Source organism: Mesorhizobium sp. LHD-90 (assembly GCF_030929505.1).
Lineage (GTDB): Bacteria > Pseudomonadota > Alphaproteobacteria > Rhizobiales > Rhizobiaceae > Kumtagia.
Window position 1 is genome coordinate 88,304 of the sequence record NZ_JAVFVV010000021.1, and the last position, 21,365, is coordinate 109,668.

General features: G+C 65.3%; 19 protein-coding genes and 1 pseudogene. 5 read left to right on the forward strand and 15 right to left on the reverse strand.

The annotated features are described in order from the left end of the window. Window positions 1-14: 14 nt before the first annotated feature. From RB623_RS25060 to RB623_RS25090, 7 genes are all read right to left on the reverse strand, one after another. Window positions 15-371 carry a nuclear transport factor 2 family protein gene (locus RB623_RS25060; RefSeq protein ID WP_308059839.1) on the reverse strand — a complete coding sequence of 119 codons (357 nt, stop codon included), beginning with the start codon at window positions 369-371 and terminating at the stop codon, window positions 15-17. 27 nt (window positions 372-398) lie between these two features. Next, window positions 399-1,181 carry a carnitinyl-CoA dehydratase gene (locus RB623_RS25065; RefSeq protein WP_308059840.1) on the reverse strand — a complete coding sequence of 261 codons (783 nt, stop codon included), beginning with the start codon at window positions 1,179-1,181 and terminating at the stop codon, window positions 399-401. A gap of 88 nt (window positions 1,182-1,269) precedes the next feature. Next, entirely contained in the window at window positions 1,270-3,501 is a 2,232-nt protein-coding gene (locus RB623_RS25070) for an acetate--CoA ligase family protein (protein WP_308059841.1), read from the reverse strand. Continuing rightward, window positions 3,501-4,664, reverse strand: coding sequence for an acyl-CoA dehydrogenase family protein (locus RB623_RS25075; RefSeq protein WP_308059842.1), 1,164 nt, complete (start codon window positions 4,662-4,664; stop codon window positions 3,501-3,503). Before RB623_RS25075 ends, RB623_RS25070 begins: the two co-directional genes overlap by 1 nt. 4 nt (window positions 4,665-4,668) lie before the next feature. Beyond that, on the reverse strand, window positions 4,669-5,751 hold the full coding sequence (locus RB623_RS25080) for a carnitine 3-dehydrogenase (protein WP_308059843.1): 1,083 nt from the start codon (window positions 5,749-5,751) through the stop codon (window positions 4,669-4,671). After that, entirely contained in the window at window positions 5,748-6,371 is a 624-nt protein-coding gene (locus tag RB623_RS25085) for an HD domain-containing protein (protein WP_308059844.1), read from the reverse strand. The genes RB623_RS25080 and RB623_RS25085 overlap by 4 nt, the downstream gene beginning before the upstream one ends. A 22-nt stretch (window positions 6,372-6,393) precedes the next feature. After that, window positions 6,394-7,311 carry a 3-keto-5-aminohexanoate cleavage protein gene (locus RB623_RS25090; protein WP_308059845.1) on the reverse strand — a complete coding sequence of 306 codons (918 nt, stop codon included), beginning with the start codon at window positions 7,309-7,311 and terminating at the stop codon, window positions 6,394-6,396. Window positions 7,312-7,381: 70 nt separating this feature from the next. Between RB623_RS25090 and RB623_RS25095 the strand changes: the two genes are divergently transcribed. After that, window positions 7,382-8,359: a GlxA family transcriptional regulator gene (locus RB623_RS25095; protein ID WP_308059846.1), complete on the forward strand. Its 978-nt coding sequence runs from the start codon at window positions 7,382-7,384 to the stop codon at window positions 8,357-8,359. A gap of 256 nt (window positions 8,360-8,615) precedes the next feature. Here the strand turns inward: RB623_RS25095 and RB623_RS25100 are convergent, their stop codons facing one another. Both RB623_RS25100 and xylA read right to left on the reverse strand, forming a co-directional pair. Further along, entirely contained in the window at window positions 8,616-8,861 is a 246-nt protein-coding gene (locus RB623_RS25100) for a hypothetical protein (RefSeq protein WP_308059847.1), read from the reverse strand. A 341-nt stretch (window positions 8,862-9,202) separates the two neighbouring features. Continuing rightward, complete coding sequence (gene xylA, locus RB623_RS25105; protein WP_308059848.1) at window positions 9,203-10,513, reverse strand: xylose isomerase; 1,311 nt, start codon at window positions 10,511-10,513, stop codon at window positions 9,203-9,205. A gap of 138 nt (window positions 10,514-10,651) precedes the next feature. Between xylA and RB623_RS25110 the strand changes: the two genes are divergently transcribed. After that, window positions 10,652-11,011, forward strand: coding sequence for a nuclear transport factor 2 family protein (locus tag RB623_RS25110; RefSeq protein ID WP_308059849.1), 360 nt, complete (start codon window positions 10,652-10,654; stop codon window positions 11,009-11,011). 149 nt (window positions 11,012-11,160) lie between these two features. Here the strand turns inward: RB623_RS25110 and xylB are convergent, their stop codons facing one another. The 3 genes from xylB to RB623_RS25125 form a co-directional block, all read right to left on the reverse strand. Next, window positions 11,161-12,612 carry a xylulokinase gene (xylB, locus tag RB623_RS25115; protein WP_308059850.1) on the reverse strand — a complete coding sequence of 484 codons (1,452 nt, stop codon included), beginning with the start codon at window positions 12,610-12,612 and terminating at the stop codon, window positions 11,161-11,163. Between the two features lie 245 nt (window positions 12,613-12,857). After that, window positions 12,858-14,174, reverse strand: a complete 1,317-nt coding sequence (locus tag RB623_RS25120) for a tetratricopeptide repeat protein (RefSeq protein ID WP_308059851.1) — start codon at window positions 14,172-14,174, stop codon at window positions 12,858-12,860. Window positions 14,175-14,185: 11 nt separating this feature from the next. Continuing rightward, on the reverse strand, window positions 14,186-14,809 hold the full coding sequence (locus RB623_RS25125) for a LysE family translocator (RefSeq protein ID WP_308059852.1): 624 nt from the start codon (window positions 14,807-14,809) through the stop codon (window positions 14,186-14,188). A 480-nt stretch (window positions 14,810-15,289) separates the two neighbouring features. Between RB623_RS25125 and RB623_RS25130 the strand changes: the two genes are divergently transcribed. Continuing rightward, on the forward strand, window positions 15,290-16,102 hold the full coding sequence (locus RB623_RS25130) for a L,D-transpeptidase (protein WP_308059853.1): 813 nt from the start codon (window positions 15,290-15,292) through the stop codon (window positions 16,100-16,102). A 160-nt stretch (window positions 16,103-16,262) separates the two neighbouring features. Here the strand turns inward: RB623_RS25130 and RB623_RS25135 are convergent, their stop codons facing one another. Both RB623_RS25135 and gabT read right to left on the reverse strand, forming a co-directional pair. Next, window positions 16,263-17,369 (reverse strand): DNA alkylation repair protein, encoded by a 1,107-nt coding sequence (locus tag RB623_RS25135; RefSeq protein WP_308059854.1) that lies wholly within the window; start codon window positions 17,367-17,369, stop codon window positions 16,263-16,265. A gap of 105 nt (window positions 17,370-17,474) precedes the next feature. Further along, window positions 17,475-18,761, reverse strand: coding sequence for a 4-aminobutyrate--2-oxoglutarate transaminase (gene gabT, locus RB623_RS25140; RefSeq protein WP_308059855.1), 1,287 nt, complete (start codon window positions 18,759-18,761; stop codon window positions 17,475-17,477). A 225-nt stretch (window positions 18,762-18,986) separates the two neighbouring features. Here gabT and RB623_RS25145 point away from each other — a divergent pair, with 225 nt between their 5' ends. Together RB623_RS25145 and RB623_RS25150 are read left to right on the forward strand one after the other, a co-directional pair. After that, window positions 18,987-20,153, forward strand: a complete 1,167-nt coding sequence (locus tag RB623_RS25145; RefSeq protein ID WP_308059856.1) for a diphosphate--fructose-6-phosphate 1-phosphotransferase — start codon at window positions 18,987-18,989, stop codon at window positions 20,151-20,153. A gap of 15 nt (window positions 20,154-20,168) precedes the next feature. Next, a complete protein-coding gene (locus tag RB623_RS25150; protein WP_308059857.1) occupies window positions 20,169-20,975 on the forward strand; it encodes a potassium channel family protein in 807 nt (268 codons plus the stop codon). A 150-nt stretch (window positions 20,976-21,125) separates the two neighbouring features. Here the strand turns inward: RB623_RS25150 and RB623_RS25155 are convergent. Then, window positions 21,126-21,365: pseudogene (locus RB623_RS25155) on the reverse strand (hypothetical protein); the annotation flags it as partial.

Consider the following 21,365-nt stretch of genomic DNA (forward strand, 5'->3'; position numbering starts at 1 on the left):
CGCCTCCCGCCGCACTACTCGACCGAATACCGGTCGATGACCCAAAGCCACGTTCCGTCGTTTTGCCGGCGGGCGACCTCGGAAGTCACGCTGCCGTCGGGCAGGCGCGTCGAGGTGAGCGCCAGGTCGCCGCAGACCAGCGCCGGACGCTGCTCGCCGACCTGGAATTTTCGCCCCGAGGCGATCGCCTCGGCGAACAGGGCGCGGATGGCGTCGGTGCCGCGCACCAATTCGTTGCCGGTGTCGATAACGGCGTCGGGTTCGTAGAGCGCCATCATTCCATCAAGATCGCCGGCGTGCTGGCGCATAACCAGCAGGCGTTCCAAATCCTGCGGATCGGTGGCAGGCTTTTGGCTCGGCTGGTCGGTCATCGCCTCTTCCCGTCCGCTCCTCGCGACCTATCGCCCCTTCCACACCGGATCGCGCTTTTCGGCGAAGGCGCGAAAACCTTCCTGGCTGTCCTCGGAAGCATAAAGCTCGTCAACCGTCCGGAATTTGCGTTTGGTGATCCAGTTCATCGCCTCCTGGAACGTCATCGCCTCGGCCTCGCGCGCCACCTCCTTGATCGAGGCGAACACCAGCGGCGGGCCTGAGGCCAGCAGCCGCGCGATCTCCCATACGCGATCTTCAAGCTTGTCCTTGGGCAGCACCTCGTTGACCAGACCCCAGCGATGCGCTTCCTGCACATCCATCCAGCGCCCGGTGAGCAGCAGGTCCATGGCGACATGGTAGGGAATGCGCTTCGGCAGCTTTACCGTCGCTGCGTCGGCCAGCGTTCCGGCCCGTATCTCCGGCAGCGCGAAGGAAGCATGATCAGCGGCGTAGATCAGGTCGCAGGACAGCGCCAGTTCGAAGCCGCCGCCCACCGCCATGCCGTTGACGCAGGCGATCACCGGCTTGTTCATGTCGCGCAGTTCCTGCAGCCCGCCGAAACCGCCGACACCGTAGTCGCCGTCGACCGCATCGCCCGCTGCCGCCGCCTTCAGGTCCCATCCCGCCGAGAAGAATTTGTCGCCGGCCGTCTTGACGATCGCGACGCGCAGTTCCGGATCGTCACGGAAAGCGCGAAAAGTCTCGCCCAGCAGCCGCGAGGTTTTCAGGTCGATGGCATTGGCCTTCGGCCGGTCCAGCGTGACTTCGAGGATCGCGCCCTCGCGGCGGGTGGTGACGACATCGGTCATGAAGAGGCTCCTGCGTCTCCCTCCCCCTTGAGGGGAGGGTGGCCGGGCAACGCCCGGCCGGGTGGGGTCATCGCGGCAGCGCGCGACGTCATCTTGCGACGGCGCGCGACAGGGAGGTGCCTTCTGCGGCGACCCCCTCCGGCCGCTTCGCGGCCACCTCCCCCTCAAGGGGGGAGGAAACAACCATCAACGCATCCGCGACCCAGGCGCCCTTGCCCTCGGCGCAGACGATCAGCGGGTTGACGTCGAGCTCGTCGATCTCGCCGGCATGGGCAAGCACGAAACCGGCTAGCGCCTCTATCGCGTTGATCGCCGCGTCGAGATCGGCCTTCGGACGCCCGCGAAACCCGTCCAGCAGCGGAAACAGTTTCAGCCCGCGCAGCGCCGCCTCGATCTCGCCCCGCGACGCCGGCAGCAGCAAGGTGACCGAATCCTTCAGCAACTCTACCAGCACGCCGCCGGAGCCCAGCGTCATCACCGGCCCGAACAACGGGTCGCGGGTAAAGCCGACGATCAGCTCGGCCACGCCGCCCTGCACCATGCGCTCGACATAGAGCCCGCTGCCCAGCGGCAGCAGCGCGCCGGCCGCCTCCCGGACTAAGGCCGCATCGCGCAAGTTGAGTTTCACCGCGCCGGCTTCCGACTTGTGCGCCACGCCGAGCGCCTTCAGCGCGACGGGAAAACCCAGCGCCTCGGCGGCGGCGACAGCCTCATCTACGCTGGCCGCACGCCGGCCGGCGGGCACGGAGACGCCAGCGTGCGCCAGCAAGGATTTTGCTGAGGCTTCGTCTAGTGCCGCATTTCCCTCCCCCTTGAGGGGGGCCGAAGGGCCGGGTGGGGTCGCTGCGGCAGTGCTCGACGTTCTGGCGGTGCCTTCTGAGAGTACCCCCTCCGCCCGCTTCGCGGGCACCTCCCCCTCAAGGGGGGAGGATTTGCGCCACGCCTCGCCGATCGCCGCCGCCGCTTCCGCTGCGTCGAGCGCTTCGGCGATGCCGTAGAGCGGCACCATGCCGCGCGCCATCAGTTTCGGCGCATAGTCCTCCGGCAGGTTTTCCGGCAGCGAGGCCAGCACCGCACCCTTGGCGCCATGCGTCTTCAGCCCGCTCTCGAAAGCCTCCACCGTCGTCCACCAGTCGACGTCCGAGCAGCGGTCGCGGCGCGGAAAATCCAGCACCAAGACGTTGAGGTCGAAACCGCCCGAAACCATGGCGCCGAAGGTCGCGGTCATGGCGGGTTCGTTGTTCCAGATGAAGGTGTGGTAGTCGAGCGGATTGGCCACTGCCACCAGCGGCCCCAGCGTCGCCTTCACGCGCGCCCGGTGCTCCTCGCTCAGCGGCGGGAAAAACACCTTTCTTCCCTCGGCGCTGTCGGCCATCACCGACGCCTCGCCGCCGGAACAGCTCATCGAAGAGAGCCGGTAGCCGGTCAGCGGCCCGTGTGCGTGCAACAGCTTCAGCGCCTCCAGGAAGGAGGGGATGGAATTCATCCGCGCGATGCCCAGCCGCTTGAGAAATGCGTCGGAAGCCGCATCCGAGCCGGCCAGCGAAGCGGTGTGCGACACCGTGCCGGCCCGTGCCTGTTCGGACCGGCCTACCTTCATGGCGACGATGGGCTTCTTGAGTTCGCGCGCGCGCGCCGCCAGGCGCTCGAAACCGTCGACCTTGTCGAACGCCTCGATATGCAGGCCGAGCACTGAAACGCGGGAATCCTCGATCAGCCCTAGCGCCATTTCGGACAGCCCGGTCTGCGCCTGGTTGCCGGCGGTCATGATGTAGGAAACCGGCAGGCCGCGCGCCTGCATGGTCATGTTGATGGCGATATTGGACGACTGGGTGATGATGGCGACGCCCGTCGCGCCCTCTTCCAGCCGCACGCCGCCATGCTGGTCGGGCCACAGCAGCGCACCGTCGGCATAGTTGATCAGCCCGTAGCAATTCGGCCCGATGACCGGCAAGTTGCCGGCCGCCTCCAGCAGCGCGTCCTGCAGCCCGTCGCCCTCTGGATCGTAATGGCCGGTCTCGCGAAAGCCCGAGGCGAAACACACCGCGCCACCCGCACCCTTGTCGCGCAGCGCCTTCACCATCTCGATGGTGAGATGGCGGTTGACGCCGATGAAAGCCGCGTCCGGCGCGCCGGGCAATTCAGCGACGGTCTTGTAGGCTTTCACCCCCTCGACCTCGGTTTTGGTCGGATGCACCGGCCAGATGTCGCCGGCAAAACCCATTTTCAGGCACTGCTTCACCACATTCGTGCCAAACGCCCCGCCGCCGATGATGGCGACGGATTTCGGCCGCAGCATGCGTTCAAGGCGGTTGACCATCAGCCACCCACCGCCCGCAGCAGCGCACGCGAAATAATGTGCCGCTGAATCTCGCTCGTGCCTTCCCAGATCCGCTCCACCCGCGCGTCGCGCCAGATGCGCTCCAGCGGCAGGTCGTCCATCAGCCCCATGCCTCCATGGATCTGGATCGCCTCGTCGGCGACGTAGGCCAATACCTCGGTCGCCTTCAGCTTGGCCATCGCCATATCCTGGTCGGTGACCGTGCCAGAATCGTATTTCCAGCCAGCCTCGAACACCATCAGGTCGGCGGCCTTCAGCTCGGTGGCCATGTCGGCCAGCTTGAACGACACGCCCTGGAATTTGCCTATCTGCTGGCCGAACTGCTCACGCTGCGCGGCATACTCGATCGCGTGCTGCAAGGCCCGCTCGGCGCGGCCGAGGCAGGTGGCGCCGACCTGCAGGCGCGTCGCGCCCAGCCAGCTATTCGCCACCTCGAACCCCTTATGCACCTCGCCGAGCACCTGCTCCTTCGGCAGCCGGCAGTCGTCGAACTCCAGCACCGAATTGCTGTAGCCGCGATGCGAGACGTTGCGATAACCCTCGCGAACGGTGAAACCTTTCGTTCCCTTGTCGACGAAGAACGCCGTGATCTTTTTCCGCTTGCCACGCGGAGATTCCTCCTCGCCGGAAGCCATGAAGACGATGGCGAAATCCGCCAGGTCAGCGTGGGAAATGAAATGTTTTGTGCCGTTGAGGACAAAATCGTCGCCGTCCTGCACGGCTGAAGCCTTCATGCCGCGCAGGTCGGAGCCCGCTCCCGGCTCGGTCATGGCGAGGCAGTCCCACTTCTCGCCGCGGATGCAGGGGAACAGGTATTTTTCACGCTGCTCGGGCGTGCCGGCCAGAAGAATGTTGGAGGGCCGCGCAACGCAGGTCCAGTGCAGCGCATAGTTGGCGCGGCCCAACTCCTTCTCGTAGAGCAGCCAGGTCACCGTATCGAGCCCCGCACCGCCGACCTCGGCCGGCATGTTGGCAGCATAGAGCCCGGCCTCGATCGCCTTTTTCTGCAGTTCCTTGATCAGTTCCATGCGCAGATGGCCGGTCCGCTCGACCTCACGCTCGTGCGGATAGAGCTCGTTCTCGACGAAGGCCCGCGTCGTCTCGACGATAAGCTTCTGTTCCTCGGAAAGACCGAAATCCATCGCCTCAGCCCTTCTTTTTCGCCTTTACCGGCGTGGCCTTCTTCGGCTTTTCAGCCTTCGCCTTGGCGGCGGCCTGCGAGACCTTCGCCTGCGCCGCCTTGCCGAGCTGTTTTACGTAGCTGTTGTGCAACTCGCCCGCGCCCCAGCCCTTGCCCTTCTCGGCCTTGGCGAGCGCTTCCATGATGCCGACCAGGTTCTCGTCGCGGATGCGTTCCAGCTCGCGGATCGACCACTGGCCGGACTGGTCGTCGGACTGCGCGGCAATCAGGTCGACCAGTTCCTCGTTGAACTCCGGCACGTCCATCAGTTTTGTCCACGGCCAGGCGAGCGCCGGGCCGAACTGGGCCATGAAATGGCGCATGCCCGCCTCGCCGCCGGCGATCCGATAGGTCTGGAACATGCCCATCTGCGCCCAGCGCAGGCCAAAACCATAACGCATGATGTCGTCGAGTTCCTCGACCGTGCAGATGCCGTCCTTGACCAGCCACAGCGCCTCGCGCCAGGCGGCCTCCAGCAGCCGGTTGCCGACGAAGGCGTCGATCTCCTTGTTGATGACGACGCACTTCATGCCGATGGCGGAATAGACCTCCTTAGCGCGCTCGACGAAGGCCTTGCTGGTCTTCTCGCCGGGGACGATCTCGTTGATCGGCAGAAGGTAGACCGGGTTGAACGGGTGGGCGACCAGGAAGCGCTCGGGATGCTTCATGTCCTTCGCCATGTCCGTCGCCTTGAAGCCGGACGTCGAGGAACCGATCAGCGCGTCCGCTGGCGCCGCCGCCTCGATCTCGGCCAGCGTCTTCAGCTTCAGCTCCAGCCGTTCCGGCACGCTCTCCTGAATGAAGTCGGCATCCTTCACCGCCTCGGCGATCGACGGAGCGAAGGTCACCTTGCCTTCCCTGGGCAAGCCCTTCGTCGCCATGCGCTTATAGGCGCGCCGCGCATTCGCCATCACCTCGTCGACCTTGCGCTTGGCCTCGGGGTGAGGATCGAACACCGTGACGTCGATGCCGTTCAGCGCCAGTCGCGCGATCCACCCGCCGCCGATGACGCCGCCACCGATGGCTGCCGCCCTCTTGATCATGCTCATGCGTTTGCTCTTCGTCTTGCCGTTTCGGGATCGGTCAGCACCACGCGCGCACCTGCGCGGATGACCGAGGGATCGTAGGCTTTTCGCCCGAAAACCTCCGCCACGATGGGTCGGAAGAAGTCGATATCGTACGTTTCGTAATCCGGGTCGAAGCTCGACTGGTCCCAGCGTTCGCAGAACTGGTCGCAATCGTCGAAATATGCGTGACCGGCAAATTTTTCGCGCGCGTTTCGGTTGCCGCCGAGATGGTGCGCATAATAGAGCCGCTGGAAGTCGCCATGCTTCTCGACCACCCAGGTGCACTGCTCGCGCACGAACGGCTTCAATATCGTCGCGGCATATTCGTCGTGATTGTACGGCGCATAGATATCGCCGATATCATGCAGCAGCGCACAGGCGATCCAGTCGACGTCAGCACCGTCGCGCCAAGCTCGCGTCGCCGCTTGCAACGAATGGCCAAGTCGCGTGACCTTGTAGCCCGACAAGCCTTCGTCGAGCTTCACCAAGGCATCGAGCAAGCGCTCGCCGGTCCTTGCGGCATAGTCGGTCTCGTGCGCTGTGAGGAATTCGTACTCCTCCCGCGTCCCGTCCTTCATCGCTGTGAATTCGACCGTCTTCACCGCAGGCTCCCGATCGCTGCCGCTATGCCTGAAGCGGCGCGCGCTTCGTCAGATTGAGCTTCTTGCGCACCTCGTCCGGCCCGATCACCCGCGCGCCCATGCTCTCGACGATGGTGACTGCCCGCTCGACCAGTTGCGCGTTGGTCGCCAGCACGCCCTTGTCGAGCCAAAGATTGTCCTCGAGCCCGACGCGCACATTGCCGCCGGCCAGCACCGCGGCCGCCGCATAGGCCATCTGGTTGCGGCCGATGGAGAAGGCCGACCACGTCCAGTCCGACGGCACGTTGTTGACCATCGCCATGAAAGTGTTGAGGTCGTCCGGCGCACCCCACGGCACGCCCATGCAAAGTTGCACCAGCGCGTCGGGTTTCAGGACGCCCTCGGAGACGAGCTGTTTCGCGAACCACAGGTGCCCGGTGTCAAAAGCCTCGATCTCGGGCTTGACGCCCATTTCGGTCATCATGCCGCCCATGGCGCGCAGCATGCCCGGCGTGTTGGTCATCACATAGTCGGCCTCGTTGAAATTCATGGTGCCGCAGTCGAGCGTGCAGATCTCTGGCAGGCACTGGCGCACATGCTCGACGCGGTTCGACGCGCCGCCCATGTCGGTGCCCTGTTCCTTCAGCGGCAGCGGGTTTTCGACCGGCCCGAACACCATGTCGCCGCCCATGCCGGCGGTCAGGTTCAGCACCACGTCGACTTCTGCCTCACGGATGCGCTCGGTCACCTCGCGGTAGAGCGAGACGTCGCGGCGCGGCTTTCCCGTCTCGGGGTCGCGCACATGGCAATGCACGATCGCCGCCCCAGCTTTCGCCGCCTCGATCGCCGAGTCGGCGATCTGCTTTGGCGAGCGCGGCACATGCGGGCTGCGGTCCTGCGTGCCGCCGGAGCCGGTGACGGCACAGGTGATGAAAACCTCGCGGTTCATTTCGAGCGGCATGAATTTTCCTCCGGTTGTCGCGACCATGCCCCACTTGCCTTTTTGGGCCTTTGCATTTTACGAACTACAAATGGCAGAAAGCGAAAAACAGTCGATCTTCCGGCCGGAGCGGGCGCCGCTTGGCGTGACATTCCTCGTGCTCTCCGGCTCCTCTATCATGTGCGTGGCATCCGCGGTCGATCCGCTGCGCGCCGCCAACCGCGTTAGCGGCGAGACGGTGTTCGACTGGAAGATCGTCTCCGCGGACGGCGCAATGCCGACAACGACCTCCGGCCTGCCCGTCGCGGTATCGGGCCGCTTCGATCCTTCCGAACGGACCGGCATGCTGGCCATTGTCGGCGGCTTCGGCACGCGCGACCACGGCACGCCGGCGCTGCTTTCCGGCATCCGTCGCGCCGCCCGTTCCGCGCGCGCCTATGGCGGCATCGAGGCCGGCTCCTGGCTGGTCGCCCGCGCCGGCCTGCTGGAAGGCCGCGCCGCCACCACCCACTGGGAGGACATGGAGGATTTCACCGCCGCCTTCCCCGGCACCGACGTTCGCCCCGACCGCTACGTCATCGACGGACCGGCCTTCACTGCCGGCGGCGCCTCTCCCACCTTCGACCTCATGCTCCACCTCATCCGCTCGCGGCTCGGCATGGCGGTGGCGCTCGATGTGGCCTCCGTCTTCATCTACGACCAAGCGCGCGCCGCCACCGACGCCCAGCCGCTGGTCTCGCTCGGCCGGCTCGACGGTTACGATCCGCGGCTGGCCCAGGCGATCCGGTTGATGGAAACTCACATCGACCAGCCGCTCACCACGGCCGCTATCGCTCGGCGCGCCGGGGTGACCGCCCGCACGCTGGAAGGCATTTTTACCCGCTCGATCGGCGAGACGCCCGGTGCCTACTACCTGCGCCTCCGCCTCCACGCCGCCCGGAGGCTGGTGCTCGACACCCGCATCGCCATGGCCGACATCGCCGCCCGCTGCGGCTTTTCCAGCTCCGCCGCTTTTTCCCGCGCCTTCTCGCGGGCGTTCGGCAATCCACCAACCGCCATGCGCCGCTGATCGCTTGAACAAATGGGCCTTGAGCCCGCTCCTACGTCTCCTGCTCGCGCGACGCATCGTTCGTCTTTTGTTCCGATCTGTCAAGATCTAATGTTGCCGTGGCACAACGCAACCGAAAACCACCCAGGCGTTGCGAAGGAACGGTCGGGGCCGTTGTCGATTGCCCATGCACACGCTGGAAGCGGGCGTCACCGGTGCCTGTCGCTCAATTCTGACATCCGGGAATGAATGGCTGGACTGCCGCAGCGGGCACGCCTCACGCCGCCTTGTCGGACGGACGGTCGAAACCACCCTCGATCCTTTCCCGCATGCGGTCGGCCAGAACCTTTTCCAGCCGCTTCGCCACGCCGGCCTCCCAGGCGTTGGTCCTGCCGTCTTCGGCTCGCACCGCCACCGGCAGCGCCAGCAAGCGGTCGACGATCGAATCCTCCTCGCCGAAACCCTCGAAAATCTCGGCGACGAGGCGGCCCGGCAGCGCGTGATCCGTACGATTCGTTTCCATGCCGGCAAGCATAGAGCCCGTTCATGACGGCGCGAAGGCAAGCCCGTGCCGGAAATGTGGTCCGCCTCGCCCGGGCGTTCCAAACCCATGCGATTGCTGGCAAAATGCGTTCCGGAACTTGTTGCGAAGGCTGATCGTCGTCCCAACTCTGCCGCGGCGCGGTAGGCTCTGCCCGCGCTCGCGAGAACAGTTCGACCGGCGCGGTGCAGCTTGCGCAGCGCGCCGACGAAGTCAAGGCCGGCTGAGAACTGGCTGCCTCCCGTCGGCGGCACGACGCAACCAAAAGTCGTCAAAAGTCCAGGCAGCGAGGAACTTCGCTCCCCTGGACGAGTCGTGTCGGGTCACACGTAACGGTTGACGATGTTCTCCAAAAGCTCCTGGCGGCCGGAGCGCGGCTGGGGCTCGATGCCGCGGCTGGTGACGTAGTGCTCGATTTCGTCCAGCGTGTAGCCGCCGGCCAAAACCTTCTTGGCCTCGGCGCCGTCCCAGCCGACGTAGCGGTCGGCCAGCGGGCCGGAGAGCGCCTTGTCCTCGATCATTTTCGCCGCCGCCTTGAGGCCGCGGGCGCAGCAGTCCATGGCGCCGATATGGCCGATCAGCAGATCCTGCGGGTCGAGCGACTGGCGGCGCAGCTTTGCGTCGAAATTGGTGCCGCCGGTGGTGAAGCCGCCGGCCTGCAGCACGTAGTAATAGGCCAGCGCCATTTCCGGGACGTTGTTGGGGAACTGGTCGGTGTCCCAGCCCGACTGGTAGTCGTTGCGGTTCATGTCGATCGAACCGAAGACACCGAGGCTGCCTGCCAGCGCCAGCTCGTGCTCGAAGGAGTGGCCGGCGAGGATGGCGTGGCCCTGCTCGATGTTGAGCTTGACCTCGTTCTCCAGCCCGAAGTCTTTCAGGAAGCCGTAGACGGTGGCGACGTCGTAATCGTACTGGTGTTTTGTCGGTTCCTGTGGCTTCGGCTCGATCAGGATCGTGCCCTGGAAACCGATCTTGTGCTTGTAGTCGACCACCATCTGCAGGAAACGCCCGGCCTGCTGGCGCTCGCGCTTCAGGTCGGTGTTGAGCAGGGTCTCGTAGCCTTCGCGGCCGCCCCACAGGACATAGTTCTCGCCGCCGAGCTTCTTGGTGGCGTCGATGCAGCGTTTCACCGTCGCCGCCGAGTAGAGGAAAACGTCCGGATCGGGATTGGTGGCCGCACCCGCCATGAAACGGCGGTTGGAGAACAGGTTCGCCGTTCCCCACAGTAGTTTTACGCCGGTCTCGGCCTGCTTTTGGGCGAAGATGTCGACGATCTCGTCGAGGCGCGCCGCGCTTTCGGCAAAGTTCTTGCCCTCGGGGCGCACGTCGGCGTCATGGAAGCAGTAGTAGGGCGCACCAAGCAGCGAAAACATCTCGAAGGCGACGTCGGCCTTCAGCTTCGCCTTGTCCATGCTCTCGCCGAACCAGGGGCGCTCGAAAGTCTGGCCGCCGAACGGGTCGCCGCCCGGCCAGGCAAAGGAGTGCCAGTAGGCGACGGCAAAACGCAGGTGGTCCTCCATGCGCTTGCCGGCGACGATCTCGTCCTTGTTGTAGAAGCGATAAGCCAGCGGGTTGGTCGAATCCGGGCCTTCATACTTGGCCGGCTTGATGTCGCCGAAAAATCCTGTGCTCATGATCTTGTCTCCTCTCGAATTTCAGCCGGCTGTCCCGGCCGCGATGGAACGGGCGCGCGGCCGATTACCTGGCGCGTAATTGGTTTCATGCCGGCGGCGGTGGAAAACGCTCCCGTCGAAACCACAGGAGACAAAACCATGACCGAGTTGAACCGAATCGCCGAACGCTACATCGCCGCCTGGAACGAGACCGACGCGGCCAAGCGCAAGGCGCTGCTCGACGCGACCTTCACCGGCGACATCAGCTATGCCGACCCGGTCATGCAGGGCGATGGCCATGACGGTCTCGGTGCGCTGATAGAGGGCGCGCAGCAAAAATTTGCCGGCTTCCGGTTTTCGCTGAAGGGAACGCCGGACGGCTTTGCCGACTACATCCGCTTTTCCTGGGCTCTCGGGCCGGCGGGGGCGGAAAGCGTCGTCGAGGGTACGGATGTCGGCGTTGTCAAGGACGGCCGGCTTAAAATGGTGCGGGGGTTTCTGGACAAGGTGCCGGGGTGAATTCTCTTCTCCCTCACGGGGAGAAGATGCCGGCAGGCAGGTCCGAAGGACGGGCGGCACAAACGGCGACGGTCGGCGCCGTCCCTCATCCGGCCCTTCGGGCCACCTTCTCCCCCTGAACGGGGAGAAGGGAAGAGCTGCCGCTCGTTTCACATCGTGCCCCTGATCGCCGGGTAAAGCGCGCGGTAGCGGGCGTAGGCGTCGTCATAGGCGGTGGCAAGTTTTTCGACCGGCTCGATCGTCTCGGCGGTGGCGGGCGCGGTGAGCACATGGTGCGGATCGGCGTTTTCGGCGGCGATCAGGCCGAGGCGGGCGGCGCCGAAGGCCGCGCCGAAATCGCCGTCGGCGGGAATGTCGACCGGAATGCGCAACGCCGTGGCAATCGCTTTCAGCCAATAATGCGAGCGCGAACCGCCGCCCACGGCGGTAACGCGCGACAGCTTCGTGCCGGCGGCTTCCAGCGCGTGAAGACAGTCGCGGAAGGCGAAGGCCACGCCCTCCAGCACCGCCTGGGCAAGCACCGAAACGTTGGATTCATGCGCCAGCCCGGTGAAGGAGCCGCGAATGATGGCGTCGTTATACGGGGTGCGCTCGCCGGAGAGATAGGGCAGGAAGGTCACGCCGGTCGGCTTGCGAAGTCCCTCGCCGAGATCGGCTGTGAGGTCGGCGGCATTGCGGCCGCTTATGCCAGCCAGCCAGTTCAGCGAATCCGTGGCCGACAGGATGACGCCCATCTGGTGCCAGGCGTTGGGCAGCGCATGGCAGAAGGCATGCACGGCGCTTTCCGGATTGGGCAGGTAGGAATCGTTGGCGGCGAAGAGCACGCCCGACGTGCCGAGCGACACGAAGGCCTGGCCGGCCTTGACCGTGCCCATGCCGCAGGCGGAAGCCGCATTATCGCCGGCGCCGCCGGCTATCACGACGTTTTGCGGCAGGCCCCAGCGCCCGGCGAGTTCGGCACGCAGCGTACCGGCCGGCTGCGTGCCCTCGACCAGCGACGGCATGTGTTCTTCGCCGAGGTGCGTGGCTTCGAGCAGCGGCACCGACCATTTGCGTGCGCCGGTGTCCAGCCACGAGGTGCCGGCCGAATCCGACATCTCGGAAATATGCTCGCCGGTCAGCCACAGGCGCAGATAGTCCTTCGGCAACAGCACTTTTCGGACTTTTGCAAAGATATCCGGCTCGTTGTTTCTCACCCAAGCCAGCTTCGGTGCGGTGAAGCCGGGAAAGACGATGTTGCCGGTGATCTTGCGGAAACGCGGGTCGGCGTCGAGCTCAGCCGCCTCGCGAAAGCTGCGGGTGTCGTTCCACAGGATGCAGGGACGCAGCACATGATCGCCGTCGCCGAGGATCGTGGCGCCATGCATGTGGCCGGAAAGCCCGATCCCCTTGACCGCAGCCGTCTCCTTCGGGTGTTTCGTTTTCAGAGCGGCAAACGCATCCTCGGTCGCCGCGATCCACCCGGCGGGATCCTGCTCCGACCAGCCGGGATTGGGCCGCGATACGTCGATGGGCGCGCTGGCCGAGCCGGCGATCTCCTGCTCGCCGTCGATCAACAGCAATTTCACGCCGGACGTGCCGAGGTCTATGCCGAGATACATCACAATCCTCCCGATCGCCGCCCGGCTCCCGTCCGCGCGGTCGTCTTGCAGCCCGGCAAGCGGCCTCAAGCCGCCATTTGCCGGAGAAGGGCTTTTTCATAACAAAAAATCCGCGCCTGCGAATGGGCAAAAACCGCTTCGGCGAAGATTTTTTTCGAGCTTCGGAAAAATGATGGAAATTGAGGGGCCGCGGCTCGTGCCGAGTATCCAATAACTGCGTCGTCGCCGACCACGCGGCGGTGGTATCAGCCAGCGGGCGGGAGCGCTCCCGCCCGCTTCGCCAGCAGCGCCGACAACGGGCTGGCGGGGCGGGCGGCCAGCCGTTTCGCGGTCAGGTCGCGGGCGAGAAAGCCGTCGTCGGCACGCAGGGCCGCCTCGATCAGCGTCAAGGCGATGACGTCGCGTTGTGCATGGCTGCCGCCGAACAGGTGGGCGATCGCCGGCAGCGGGCGGAGTGCTTCGACCGCGTCTGCGTAGCGGCGCTCGCCGAACGCCTTCATGCCGAGCGTCACCGGCCGGCCGACCTTTTTTGTGAACGCGGCGTTGTCTCCGCCGCCGGTCATGGCTTCGTCCTGTGCGGCGAGCAGGTCGCGGGCGGCGTCGTCGAAACCGGCGCCGACAAAAGCCATCATGGCGTGCATGTCGTTGAAGGCATAGGCGCCGTCGCGCGCCTTGGGCAGCCAGCTTTCAGCCAGCGGCGTCCAGCGGTCGCCGACATCGACGCGGCCGAGTGAAAGCCGCCAAAGAATTGCCGAGGCGTCGAGCAGGTTCAGCGCCAGCGCCGGGCGGCCGCCATAGATCGGGCCGTCGAACAGGGCGAGCACCTGGTCGATCTCGCCGAGTTCGTAGTGAAACAGCGACAGGTGCCACCAATTGTGGATCTGCAGAAAGCTGCGGTCGGTCCAGCCGGCCTCGTTGCCGCGCATCCACAAAATGCCGTCGCGCTGGCGGCACTGCATCTCCATGACATGCGCGACGGCGTGCTGCGCCCAGCCGTCATGCGGCTCGAGGTCTATGGCGCGGCGGCCGAGCCTTTCGGCGGCGGCGTAGTCGGCGTTCTCCTCGAGGCCGAAGGCCTGCATGCCGAGGATGGCGTGATAACCCGGCATTTCCTCCGACCAGGCGGGCATGGCGGCGGCGATGCGGTCGCGCAGCATTTTTGCATTGCCGGTGAAAAAATCGATCTGGTGGCCGGCCTGCAGCGCCAGCGCGTCGAGCGGCTGTCCGGCCGTGTGGGCGGCGAGCCGCCTGCCCGCCGCGTGCCAGCCGCCGGCGGCCAGAAGGCCGAGCGCCTCGGCATGCGCCCGCTCGCGCTCCGTGCCGGCGAGACGCGCGGAGGCCCCGGCGCAGGTCTTGGCCACTGGTATGGCGGCTTTTTCGGTGGACAGCCCGTAGAGCCAGCCCTTGAAGGCATGTGCCATGGCGAAATCGGGGCTGTCGGCAAGTGCTGCCTCGATCGAGCCGGCCGGATCGCCGGCAAAGCAGCGCAACTCGTGCTGGGCCTGCTCGAACAGCGCGGCAGCGGCGGCGGAGGCGCCGGTGAGGGTTTCGCCGCTCGCCATGGCCGTGCCCTTCAGCTCGCAGGGCGCAACGCCACGGTGGCGACGCCGGCGCCGACCAGCAGCGAGCCCCCGGCGCGGTTGAAGATGCGCACGGCGCGCGGGTTCTTCACCAGGTTGCGGGCGCGCGACGCCACCAGCGCATAACCGAAGACATTGGCGAAGGCGAGCGCCAGGAAGGTCGCCTCGAAGACCATCATCTGGGTGAGGAAGTCGGCCTCGTGGCTCAAAAACTGCGGCAGGAAGGCGACGAAGAAGGTGATGCTCTTGGGATTGAGCGCGGTGACCAGCCAGGCATGCGCCATCATCCTTGCGGCCGAGGCGGCGTCGGTGCGCGGCTCGGCCTTGAGCGCGCCGCCGGCACGGAACAGTTTTATGCCGAGATAGATCAGATAGGCGGCGCCGATCCACTTGAGGATGGTGAAGACGGTGGCGGAAGCCGCGAGCAGCGCGCCGATGCCCAGCATCGAGAGCGTCATGGCGGTGAAGTCGCCGAGCGCGACGCCGACCGCCATGGGAAGAGCCGTGCGCCAGCCCTGGCCGAGGGCGTAGGACACGACGAGCAGGATCGTCGGCCCCGGAATGATCAGAAGGATAGCGGACGCCGCGGCGAAGGCCGCCCAGGCTTCAAACGACATGGATGTCTCCTCTCTTCAAAGGAGAGGATAAATCCCTGCCAGCGCGGCGATGTAAAGGGGCCTTGCGTGCGCGAGGCGGCGGGCAGGGAAGGGCGTTCGCGGGCGTCCATCAGAACACCCCGGCCGTCAGAAGCGCGATCAGGCCGGCGCTGGCCGCAAGCAGCGGACCGACGGCAAGCGCCCCGGCCAAAAGCAGTGCGAACTGGTTCTTCAGCGACTCGGTCACGACGTCCCTCCTGGGTGCTTCCGGTGGACAGGTAGGAACCGCTGCCGTCGAGATTGTGACGCAAAGGAGGAGTTCTGGTGTCGGTCTGTGCGGAACTATGCAAAAGTCGACGCGGCACGGTCCTACAGTGGAAAAACAGTTGTACGATCAATGCGTTAATACGTTCACTATTCATCAACCACGTTTCGTGAAGATTCGACAGAGAGGGTGAACGGACACAGTACGTTCGGGCTTTCCGGTGTAGCCTCGCGGGCATGACGACGCTTGCCATTTCTCCGCCGGCCGACCCCGCCGAACCGTCTCCCACCACGCCTCTCAGCCGGCGCGCGGCGCTTGCCGGATTTGGGCTCCTGATGCTCGGCGGCTGCAGCCGCAGCATCGATATCGGCCTGCCCGGCGGCCAGCCGAAAGCGGCGGCGATGACGCCGCCCGTGCCGTCCAAGCCGGCGGCGCCACCGGTCAACGAGGATCTCAAGACAGCCTCGGTCGGTCCCAATCCGGGCGGCTACGGCAATCTCGGCAAGCCGGACCTGATGTATGGCGCGATGAGCGACAACGGTTTTCGGCTGCCGGCGATTCCGGCATTCGAATTGAAGGTGAAACATCTGCGGCGGCTGGTGGTCGATCCGACGGGCGAGGCGCCCGGCACGATCGTCGTGCACTTGCGGGAGCGGCACCTCTATCTCGTGCAGGAGAATGGCGACGCCATCCGCTACGGCGTGTCGATCGGCAAGGAAGGGTTCGTCTGGTCGGGCCGCGCGGTGGTCGACCACACACGCAAATGGCCGACCTGGACGCCGCCGGCCGAAATGGTCAAGCGCAAGCCGGCGCTTCAGAAATTCGCCGGCGGTCAGCCGGGCGGGCTGGACAATCCGCTCGGCGCGCGCGCGCTCTATGTTTACAAGGACGGCGTCGACACGCTTTACCGCATCCATGGCACGCCGGAATGGCGCTCGATCGGCAAGGCCGCCTCGTCGGGCTGCGTGCGCATGATCAACCAGGACGTCATCGACCTCTACGACCGGGTGAAAGGCAAGGGCAAGACGCCGATCGTGGTGGTGGCGTAAGGCAATTCGGCGGCGATACAGCACTTGTCATCGTGACGGTGATCGGCGTCGACAGCGACGTGCTCGAGCGCGACGCTGGGCAACAATCCGCGCGAGCTTCGCCACGATACTGAACGACGCCGGCATTCCCAACTCCGCGAGCAAGCCCGTCAAAAGACGATCATATCAGCAGGTTGAAGCCACTTTCCGCGACGGTCTCGCCATTCGCCAGCAGTTCGACGCGATGGTGACCGGCAAAATGCTTGCGCGTGGTAAAATCCTTCACTGTCTGGCTGATCGACAGGTCGCAGGTGGCGCCTGGAGCGAGGTCAAAAACCTTCAGCTTGAACACCTTGCAGCTCGGCGTACCGTTTTTCTTGACGTAGTGGATGGCGTAGTCGACGACCAGCCGCTGGCTTGCGTCCGACGTCGAAACCACCTTCGCCGCAAGGAAAAGGCGCTCGCCAAGCCTGATTTCCGAAGGCGTCGCGGTCATCGTTTCGACCTTCAGCACCGGCTTGCCGCCCGCGCCGATCATTCCGAGCGCCCGTAAATCTCCCTTTTTAATCAATGACCTGAGCGCATGCTTGGCGATCCACGCGGTGCGCGGATCGGCAAGCGGCCAACCCTCTAGCCGTTCCAGCATCCACTCCGGATGATCCTTGCCGATGTCGTTCAGATGGTTGGCGACCGACTTGCGCACATAGAGGCTGGGGTCGCTCTTCAATGTCTCCAGGATCGCCCCCACCGGCGACGGATCCTCGATCAGAGCGGAAATCCGCGCCGCCCAGGGCAGCCTTGGCCGGCAGCCCTCGCTGGCAAGCCGGCGCACATGCTCGTTCTCATCCTCCGCCCAGCCTTCCATGACCGCCAAGGTTCGGTTCAGGTCGCGCGAAAGGAACGGCCGGACGGCAAACTCCGCCGACCCGAAGCGCGTGAAAAAGTGTAATGCTTTCATGGAGATATCGAAACGGTCGAGGCCGTACAGCGCCACATATTCGGCGAGCGAAATGGCCGCGAAATTGTGCCCGATACGCGGCGCTAGCGCCGAAAGCGTCTCAATGTTTCGCTCATAGCCACCCGGTAGCGCGGCATGAAAGCTGACCGCCACCTGCCGCATCCGCTGCATGATGCCCAGGGCGTCGAGATTTTCGGTCGCCCGCGCCATGAAGGTGCCGGCATCGAAGCCGGCGCACACCGCCGCCGTCTCCCGCGCGATATGCGCCAGCCGCGCCCGGTCAAAAATTTCCTTCAGCGCCGGCGCGCCCGCATCATTTTGTTCCTGCATGGTTTTCCATGTCGCTCGGGATGACCGTTCCGGTCATCCCATAACACGACATGCCGCCAGCGATCCGTCAGGAGGATCGTCGGTCGAACCAGATTCTGAACGGCGCTATTGGTTTGCCGCCACCAGCGCCCTCTCCAGCTTGCCCATGCCTTCCGCCAAAATCTCGTCGGAAATCGTCAGCGGCATCAAGATGCGGATGGTGTTGGCATGCACCCCGCAGGAGAGCAGCACCAGCCCTTCGGCGAGGGCCGCCTGCGTCACCCGCTTGGTGGCATCGGCATCCGGTTCCGAGCCGCCGCGTCCCTTCAGCACGTCGAACGCCACCATCGCGCCCGGACCGCGGACAAAACCCATCGGCACGGTGTCGTTGCGTTTCGAGATCCGCTCCAGTTCGCCCTTGATCCGCTCGCCGAGCGCGTTCGAGCGTGCCAAAAGATCTTCTTCTTCAATGACATCCAACACCGCGAGCGCCGCGGCGCAGGCGATCGGGCTGCCGGCATAAGTGCCGCCCAGACCGCCCGGGTCCGGCGCGTCCATGATCGCCGCCTTGCCGACGACGCCCGACAGCGGGAAACCGCCGGCCAGCGATTTGGCAATCGTGATCAGGTCGGGCTCGACGCCAGAATTCTCGATGCCGAACAGTTTTCCGGTGCGCGCGAAGCCGGTCTGCACCTCGTCGGCGACCAGCACGATGCCGTGGTCGTCGCAGAGTTTCCGCAGCGCCTGCAGAAGCTCGACCGGTGCCGGATGAAAGCCGCCCTCGCCCTGCACCGGCTCGATAATGATCGCCGCGACATTGGCTGGGTCGACGTCGGCCCGGAACAGGTACTCAATCGCCCGCAGCGAATCCGCCACCGTCACATTGTCCTGCGGAACCGGGAACGGCACGTGCCAGACGCCGGCCGGCATAGGTCCGAATTTTTTCTTGTAGGGCGCCACCTTGCCGGTCAGCGCGCTGGTGAACAGCGTGCGGCCGTGGAAGGCGCCGGAGAAGGCGATGACATTGGTGCGTCCTGTATGAGCGCGGGCGATTTTCATCGCGTTTTCAACCGCCTCCGCGCCGGTCGAGAACAGAATCGACTTCGCCTCGCCCTTGAATGGCGCCAGCTTGTTCAGCCGTTCGCACAGCGCGATGTAGGGCTCGTATGGCACGATCTGGAACGCCGTATGGGTGAAGGCGTCGAGCTGGGCCTTCACGGCGGCAATCACCTTCGGGTGGCGATGGCCGGTGTTGAGCACCGCGATGCCGCCGGCGAAGTCGATGAAACGGCGGCCGTCCCTGTCCCACAACTCGGAATTCTCCGCGCGCTCGGCGAACACCGGATAGGCGGTTGCCACCCCGCGTGGGATCGCAGCGACGCGGCGGGACTGGAGCGATGCGTTTTCGGACATGGTCTTCCTCAAGATTCGTAAACAGCGATCGGCGCGGATGTTTTGCGCGCCTTGTCGGCCTCACTATAGCGTGGACCCGCGGCTTTGTATGGCGCAGCCACAAAAATCCGCTGCGGCCCGCAATGAAAGTCTTTCTTCTCCCGCTTGCGAGGAGAAGGGCGGGAAGCCGGTTGCACCGTCAAGAAACTAGGCTAAACCTGCGGGCAGGACCGATCGGAGGAATTTATGGCCGGGACATTCGTGATTGCGCAGGGCGGCGGCCCGACTGCGGTGATCAACCAGACCATGGTGGGCGCGGCACTCGAAGTGCGCAAGCGGCATCCGGGTGCAAAAGTGCTCGGTGCGCTGCATGGCGTGCGCGGCATCCGCGACGGCAACTATGTCGACCTGACGGAAATCCCAGAGGCCGAGTTGCGCCGCATCGCCGGCACGCCCAGCGCCGCCCTCGGCTCCACCCGCGACAAACCCGACGCCGCCTATTGCGAGGTGGTGCTGAAGGGCCTGCAGAAGATCGACACGCAGGCCTTCATCTATATCGGCGGCAACGACACGTCGGGCACCCAGCAGATCCTGACCGACGCTTCCGGCGGAAAAATCGCCTTCGTGCATGCACCAAAAACCATCGACAACGACCTTGAAGAGAACGACCACACGCCGGGCTTCATCTCGGCTGCCGAATATGTCGCCGGCGCTTTCCTCACCGCCGATCTCGATTTCCGGGCTCTGCCCGGCATCTATGTGGCGATCGTCATGGGCCGCCATGCCGGCTTCCTCACCGCCGCCTCCGCCGCCTGGCGGATCGACGGGGAGTCCGGCCCGCACCTGATCTACGTGCCCGAGCGCGCCTTCTCGCCAAAGCAATTCATCGACGACGTCAAGCGCACGCTGGCGAAACACAAGCGCTGCATCGTCGCCGTGTCGGAAGGCGTCACCGCCGAAGACGGCCGCGCGCTGGTCGAGACCCTGGTGCCGCCGGAAAGACTGGAGCGCGACGCGCATGGCAACCTGAAACTGTCAGGCGGCGATCTCGGCATGGCCTTCGAGCACGCGCTGAAGGAAGGGCTTCCGGGGGCGCGTGCCCGCGTCGACGCGCTGGGTTACATGCCGCGCGGTTTCGTCGGCGCGATCTCCAAGGTCGACCAGCAGGAGGCCTTCGACGCCGGCGCCTTCGCCGTGCGGGTGGCGGGCGAAGGCGGCGGCTCGGTGGCGTTGCAGGTCGAGAACGGCAAGACGGTGCTGAAAAAAGTGCCGCTGATCGACGTCGCCGGCAAGACGCGCCACATGCCGGAAGATTTCTTGGACTCCGCCGGCACCGATCTGGCGCCGGCCGGAAAGGCCTATTTCGAACGCCTGGTGCCGAAAAAATACGACGTCGGAAAACCGTTCGTCTGAGACGGCGAGGCCTCGATGCCCCGTCACACGCGGCTGCGGCGCTGGCTCTATGTCCGCCTCGAGCCGACGGCGTGGCACAGGAAAGGACTGTCCCGGCTCAACAAATTCATCGTGCTGGTGATTGCCGCCGCCGTGCTGGTGGCGATCCTCGAAAGCGAGCCTACGATCTATATCGGCCGGGAGAACCTGTTCCTGGGCCTCGAACTCGTCTTCGGCTCGATCTTCCTGGTCGAATACCTGGCGCGGCTATGGACCTCGGCGGAGGACCCGAAATACGGCCCGGGTTTCCTCGGCCACGTCCGCTATGCGCTGTCGCTGCCGGCGATCATCGACCTGCTCGCCATGTCGACGCTGTTCCTCACCTTCTACGGTAACGAGACTTCGATCCTGAGGCTGTTCCGGCTGCTGCGCATCCTGTCGCTGGCAAAGCTCGGGCGTTATTCGCGCGCCTTCAACGCCATCGGTCACGCCGTCCATTCACGCCGCTACGAGCTGCTGATGAGCCTGATGTTCGCCGCCGTGCTGCTGCTGGTCTCCTCGACGCTGCTTTACATCATCGAGGGGGAGGGCCAACCTGCCGCCTTCGGCTCGATCCCGCGCGCCATGTGGTGGTCGATCGCCACGCTGACCACTGTAGGTTACGGCGACGTCATCCCGCAAACGCCGATCGGCAAGATGCTGGCCGGTCTGACGGCGATCACCGGCATCGGCCTGATCGCCATGCCGACCGGCATATTGGCCGCCGCCTTCAGCGACGCCATCCAGCAGCACCGGCTGGAAAGGGAGAGGGAAAGGGAGGAGCGGGACAAGGAAGCACCATGATCTGCCGGCGTCCCATACGATCCCGGACGGCAAGGGCTGCTCGCTGGCCAGCCCGTCGAGAACGCGCAGGCAGCACAGATCGCCGCCACGCGGCGGAACAATTCCGCGCCGGCCATCCATTCTTCTTTTGCGTGTCCGACTGAGGAGCGGTCAGGACGTGTCGGGGGTTTCCAACGCGTAGACGGCCAGCGCGTGTGCGTGCGCCAAAATTTCGTCTATCTCACGGATATTGCGTGGATGGATGGCGGTCGGGTCGTAGCGCGACAGCCGGCCGCCGGGTGGACGCCCGCGCCGCAGCGGCGAGACGCGGCGCGGCCGCCACACCTGAGGGGGGCGGTGCTGGTCTTGCGCGGCCGCTGCGCGGGCTTGCCTGTCCCGCGCACACGCCGC

Bases quoted from the DNA above. Each gene is read 5' to 3' on its own strand.
- RB623_RS25135 (WP_308059854.1), bottom strand. From the start codon at position 17,369: ATGCAGGAACAAAATGATGCGGGCGCGCCGGCGCTGAAGGAAATTTTT.
- RB623_RS25145 (WP_308059856.1), top strand. From the start codon at position 18,987: ATGGCCGGGACATTCGTGATTGCGCAGGGCGGCGGCCCGACTGCGGTG.
- RB623_RS25130 (WP_308059853.1), top strand. From the start codon at position 15,290: ATGACGACGCTTGCCATTTCTCCGCCGGCCGACCCCGCCGAACCGTCT.
- gabT (WP_308059855.1), bottom strand. From the start codon at position 18,761: ATGTCCGAAAACGCATCGCTCCAGTCCCGCCGCGTCGCTGCGATCCCA.
- RB623_RS25080 (WP_308059843.1), bottom strand. From the start codon at position 5,751: ATGAGCATGATCAAGAGGGCGGCAGCCATCGGTGGCGGCGTCATCGGC.
- RB623_RS25060 (WP_308059839.1), bottom strand. From the start codon at position 371: ATGACCGACCAGCCGAGCCAAAAGCCTGCCACCGATCCGCAGGATTTG.
- RB623_RS25150 (WP_308059857.1), top strand. From the start codon at position 20,169: ATGCCCCGTCACACGCGGCTGCGGCGCTGGCTCTATGTCCGCCTCGAG.
- RB623_RS25125 (WP_308059852.1), bottom strand. From the start codon at position 14,809: ATGTCGTTTGAAGCCTGGGCGGCCTTCGCCGCGGCGTCCGCTATCCTT.
- xylB (WP_308059850.1), bottom strand. From the start codon at position 12,612: ATGTATCTCGGCATAGACCTCGGCACGTCCGGCGTGAAATTGCTGTTG.
- RB623_RS25095 (WP_308059846.1), top strand. From the start codon at position 7,382: ATGGCAGAAAGCGAAAAACAGTCGATCTTCCGGCCGGAGCGGGCGCCG.
- xylA (WP_308059848.1), bottom strand. From the start codon at position 10,513: ATGAGCACAGGATTTTTCGGCGACATCAAGCCGGCCAAGTATGAAGGC.
- RB623_RS25100 (WP_308059847.1), bottom strand. From the start codon at position 8,861: ATGGAAACGAATCGTACGGATCACGCGCTGCCGGGCCGCCTCGTCGCC.
- RB623_RS25065 (WP_308059840.1), bottom strand. From the start codon at position 1,181: ATGACCGATGTCGTCACCACCCGCCGCGAGGGCGCGATCCTCGAAGTC.
- RB623_RS25120 (WP_308059851.1), bottom strand. From the start codon at position 14,174: ATGGCGAGCGGCGAAACCCTCACCGGCGCCTCCGCCGCCGCTGCCGCG.
- RB623_RS25090 (WP_308059845.1), bottom strand. From the start codon at position 7,311: ATGCCGCTCGAAATGAACCGCGAGGTTTTCATCACCTGTGCCGTCACC.
- RB623_RS25070 (WP_308059841.1), bottom strand. From the start codon at position 3,501: ATGGTCAACCGCCTTGAACGCATGCTGCGGCCGAAATCCGTCGCCATC.
- RB623_RS25075 (WP_308059842.1), bottom strand. From the start codon at position 4,664: ATGGATTTCGGTCTTTCCGAGGAACAGAAGCTTATCGTCGAGACGACG.
- RB623_RS25110 (WP_308059849.1), top strand. From the start codon at position 10,652: ATGACCGAGTTGAACCGAATCGCCGAACGCTACATCGCCGCCTGGAAC.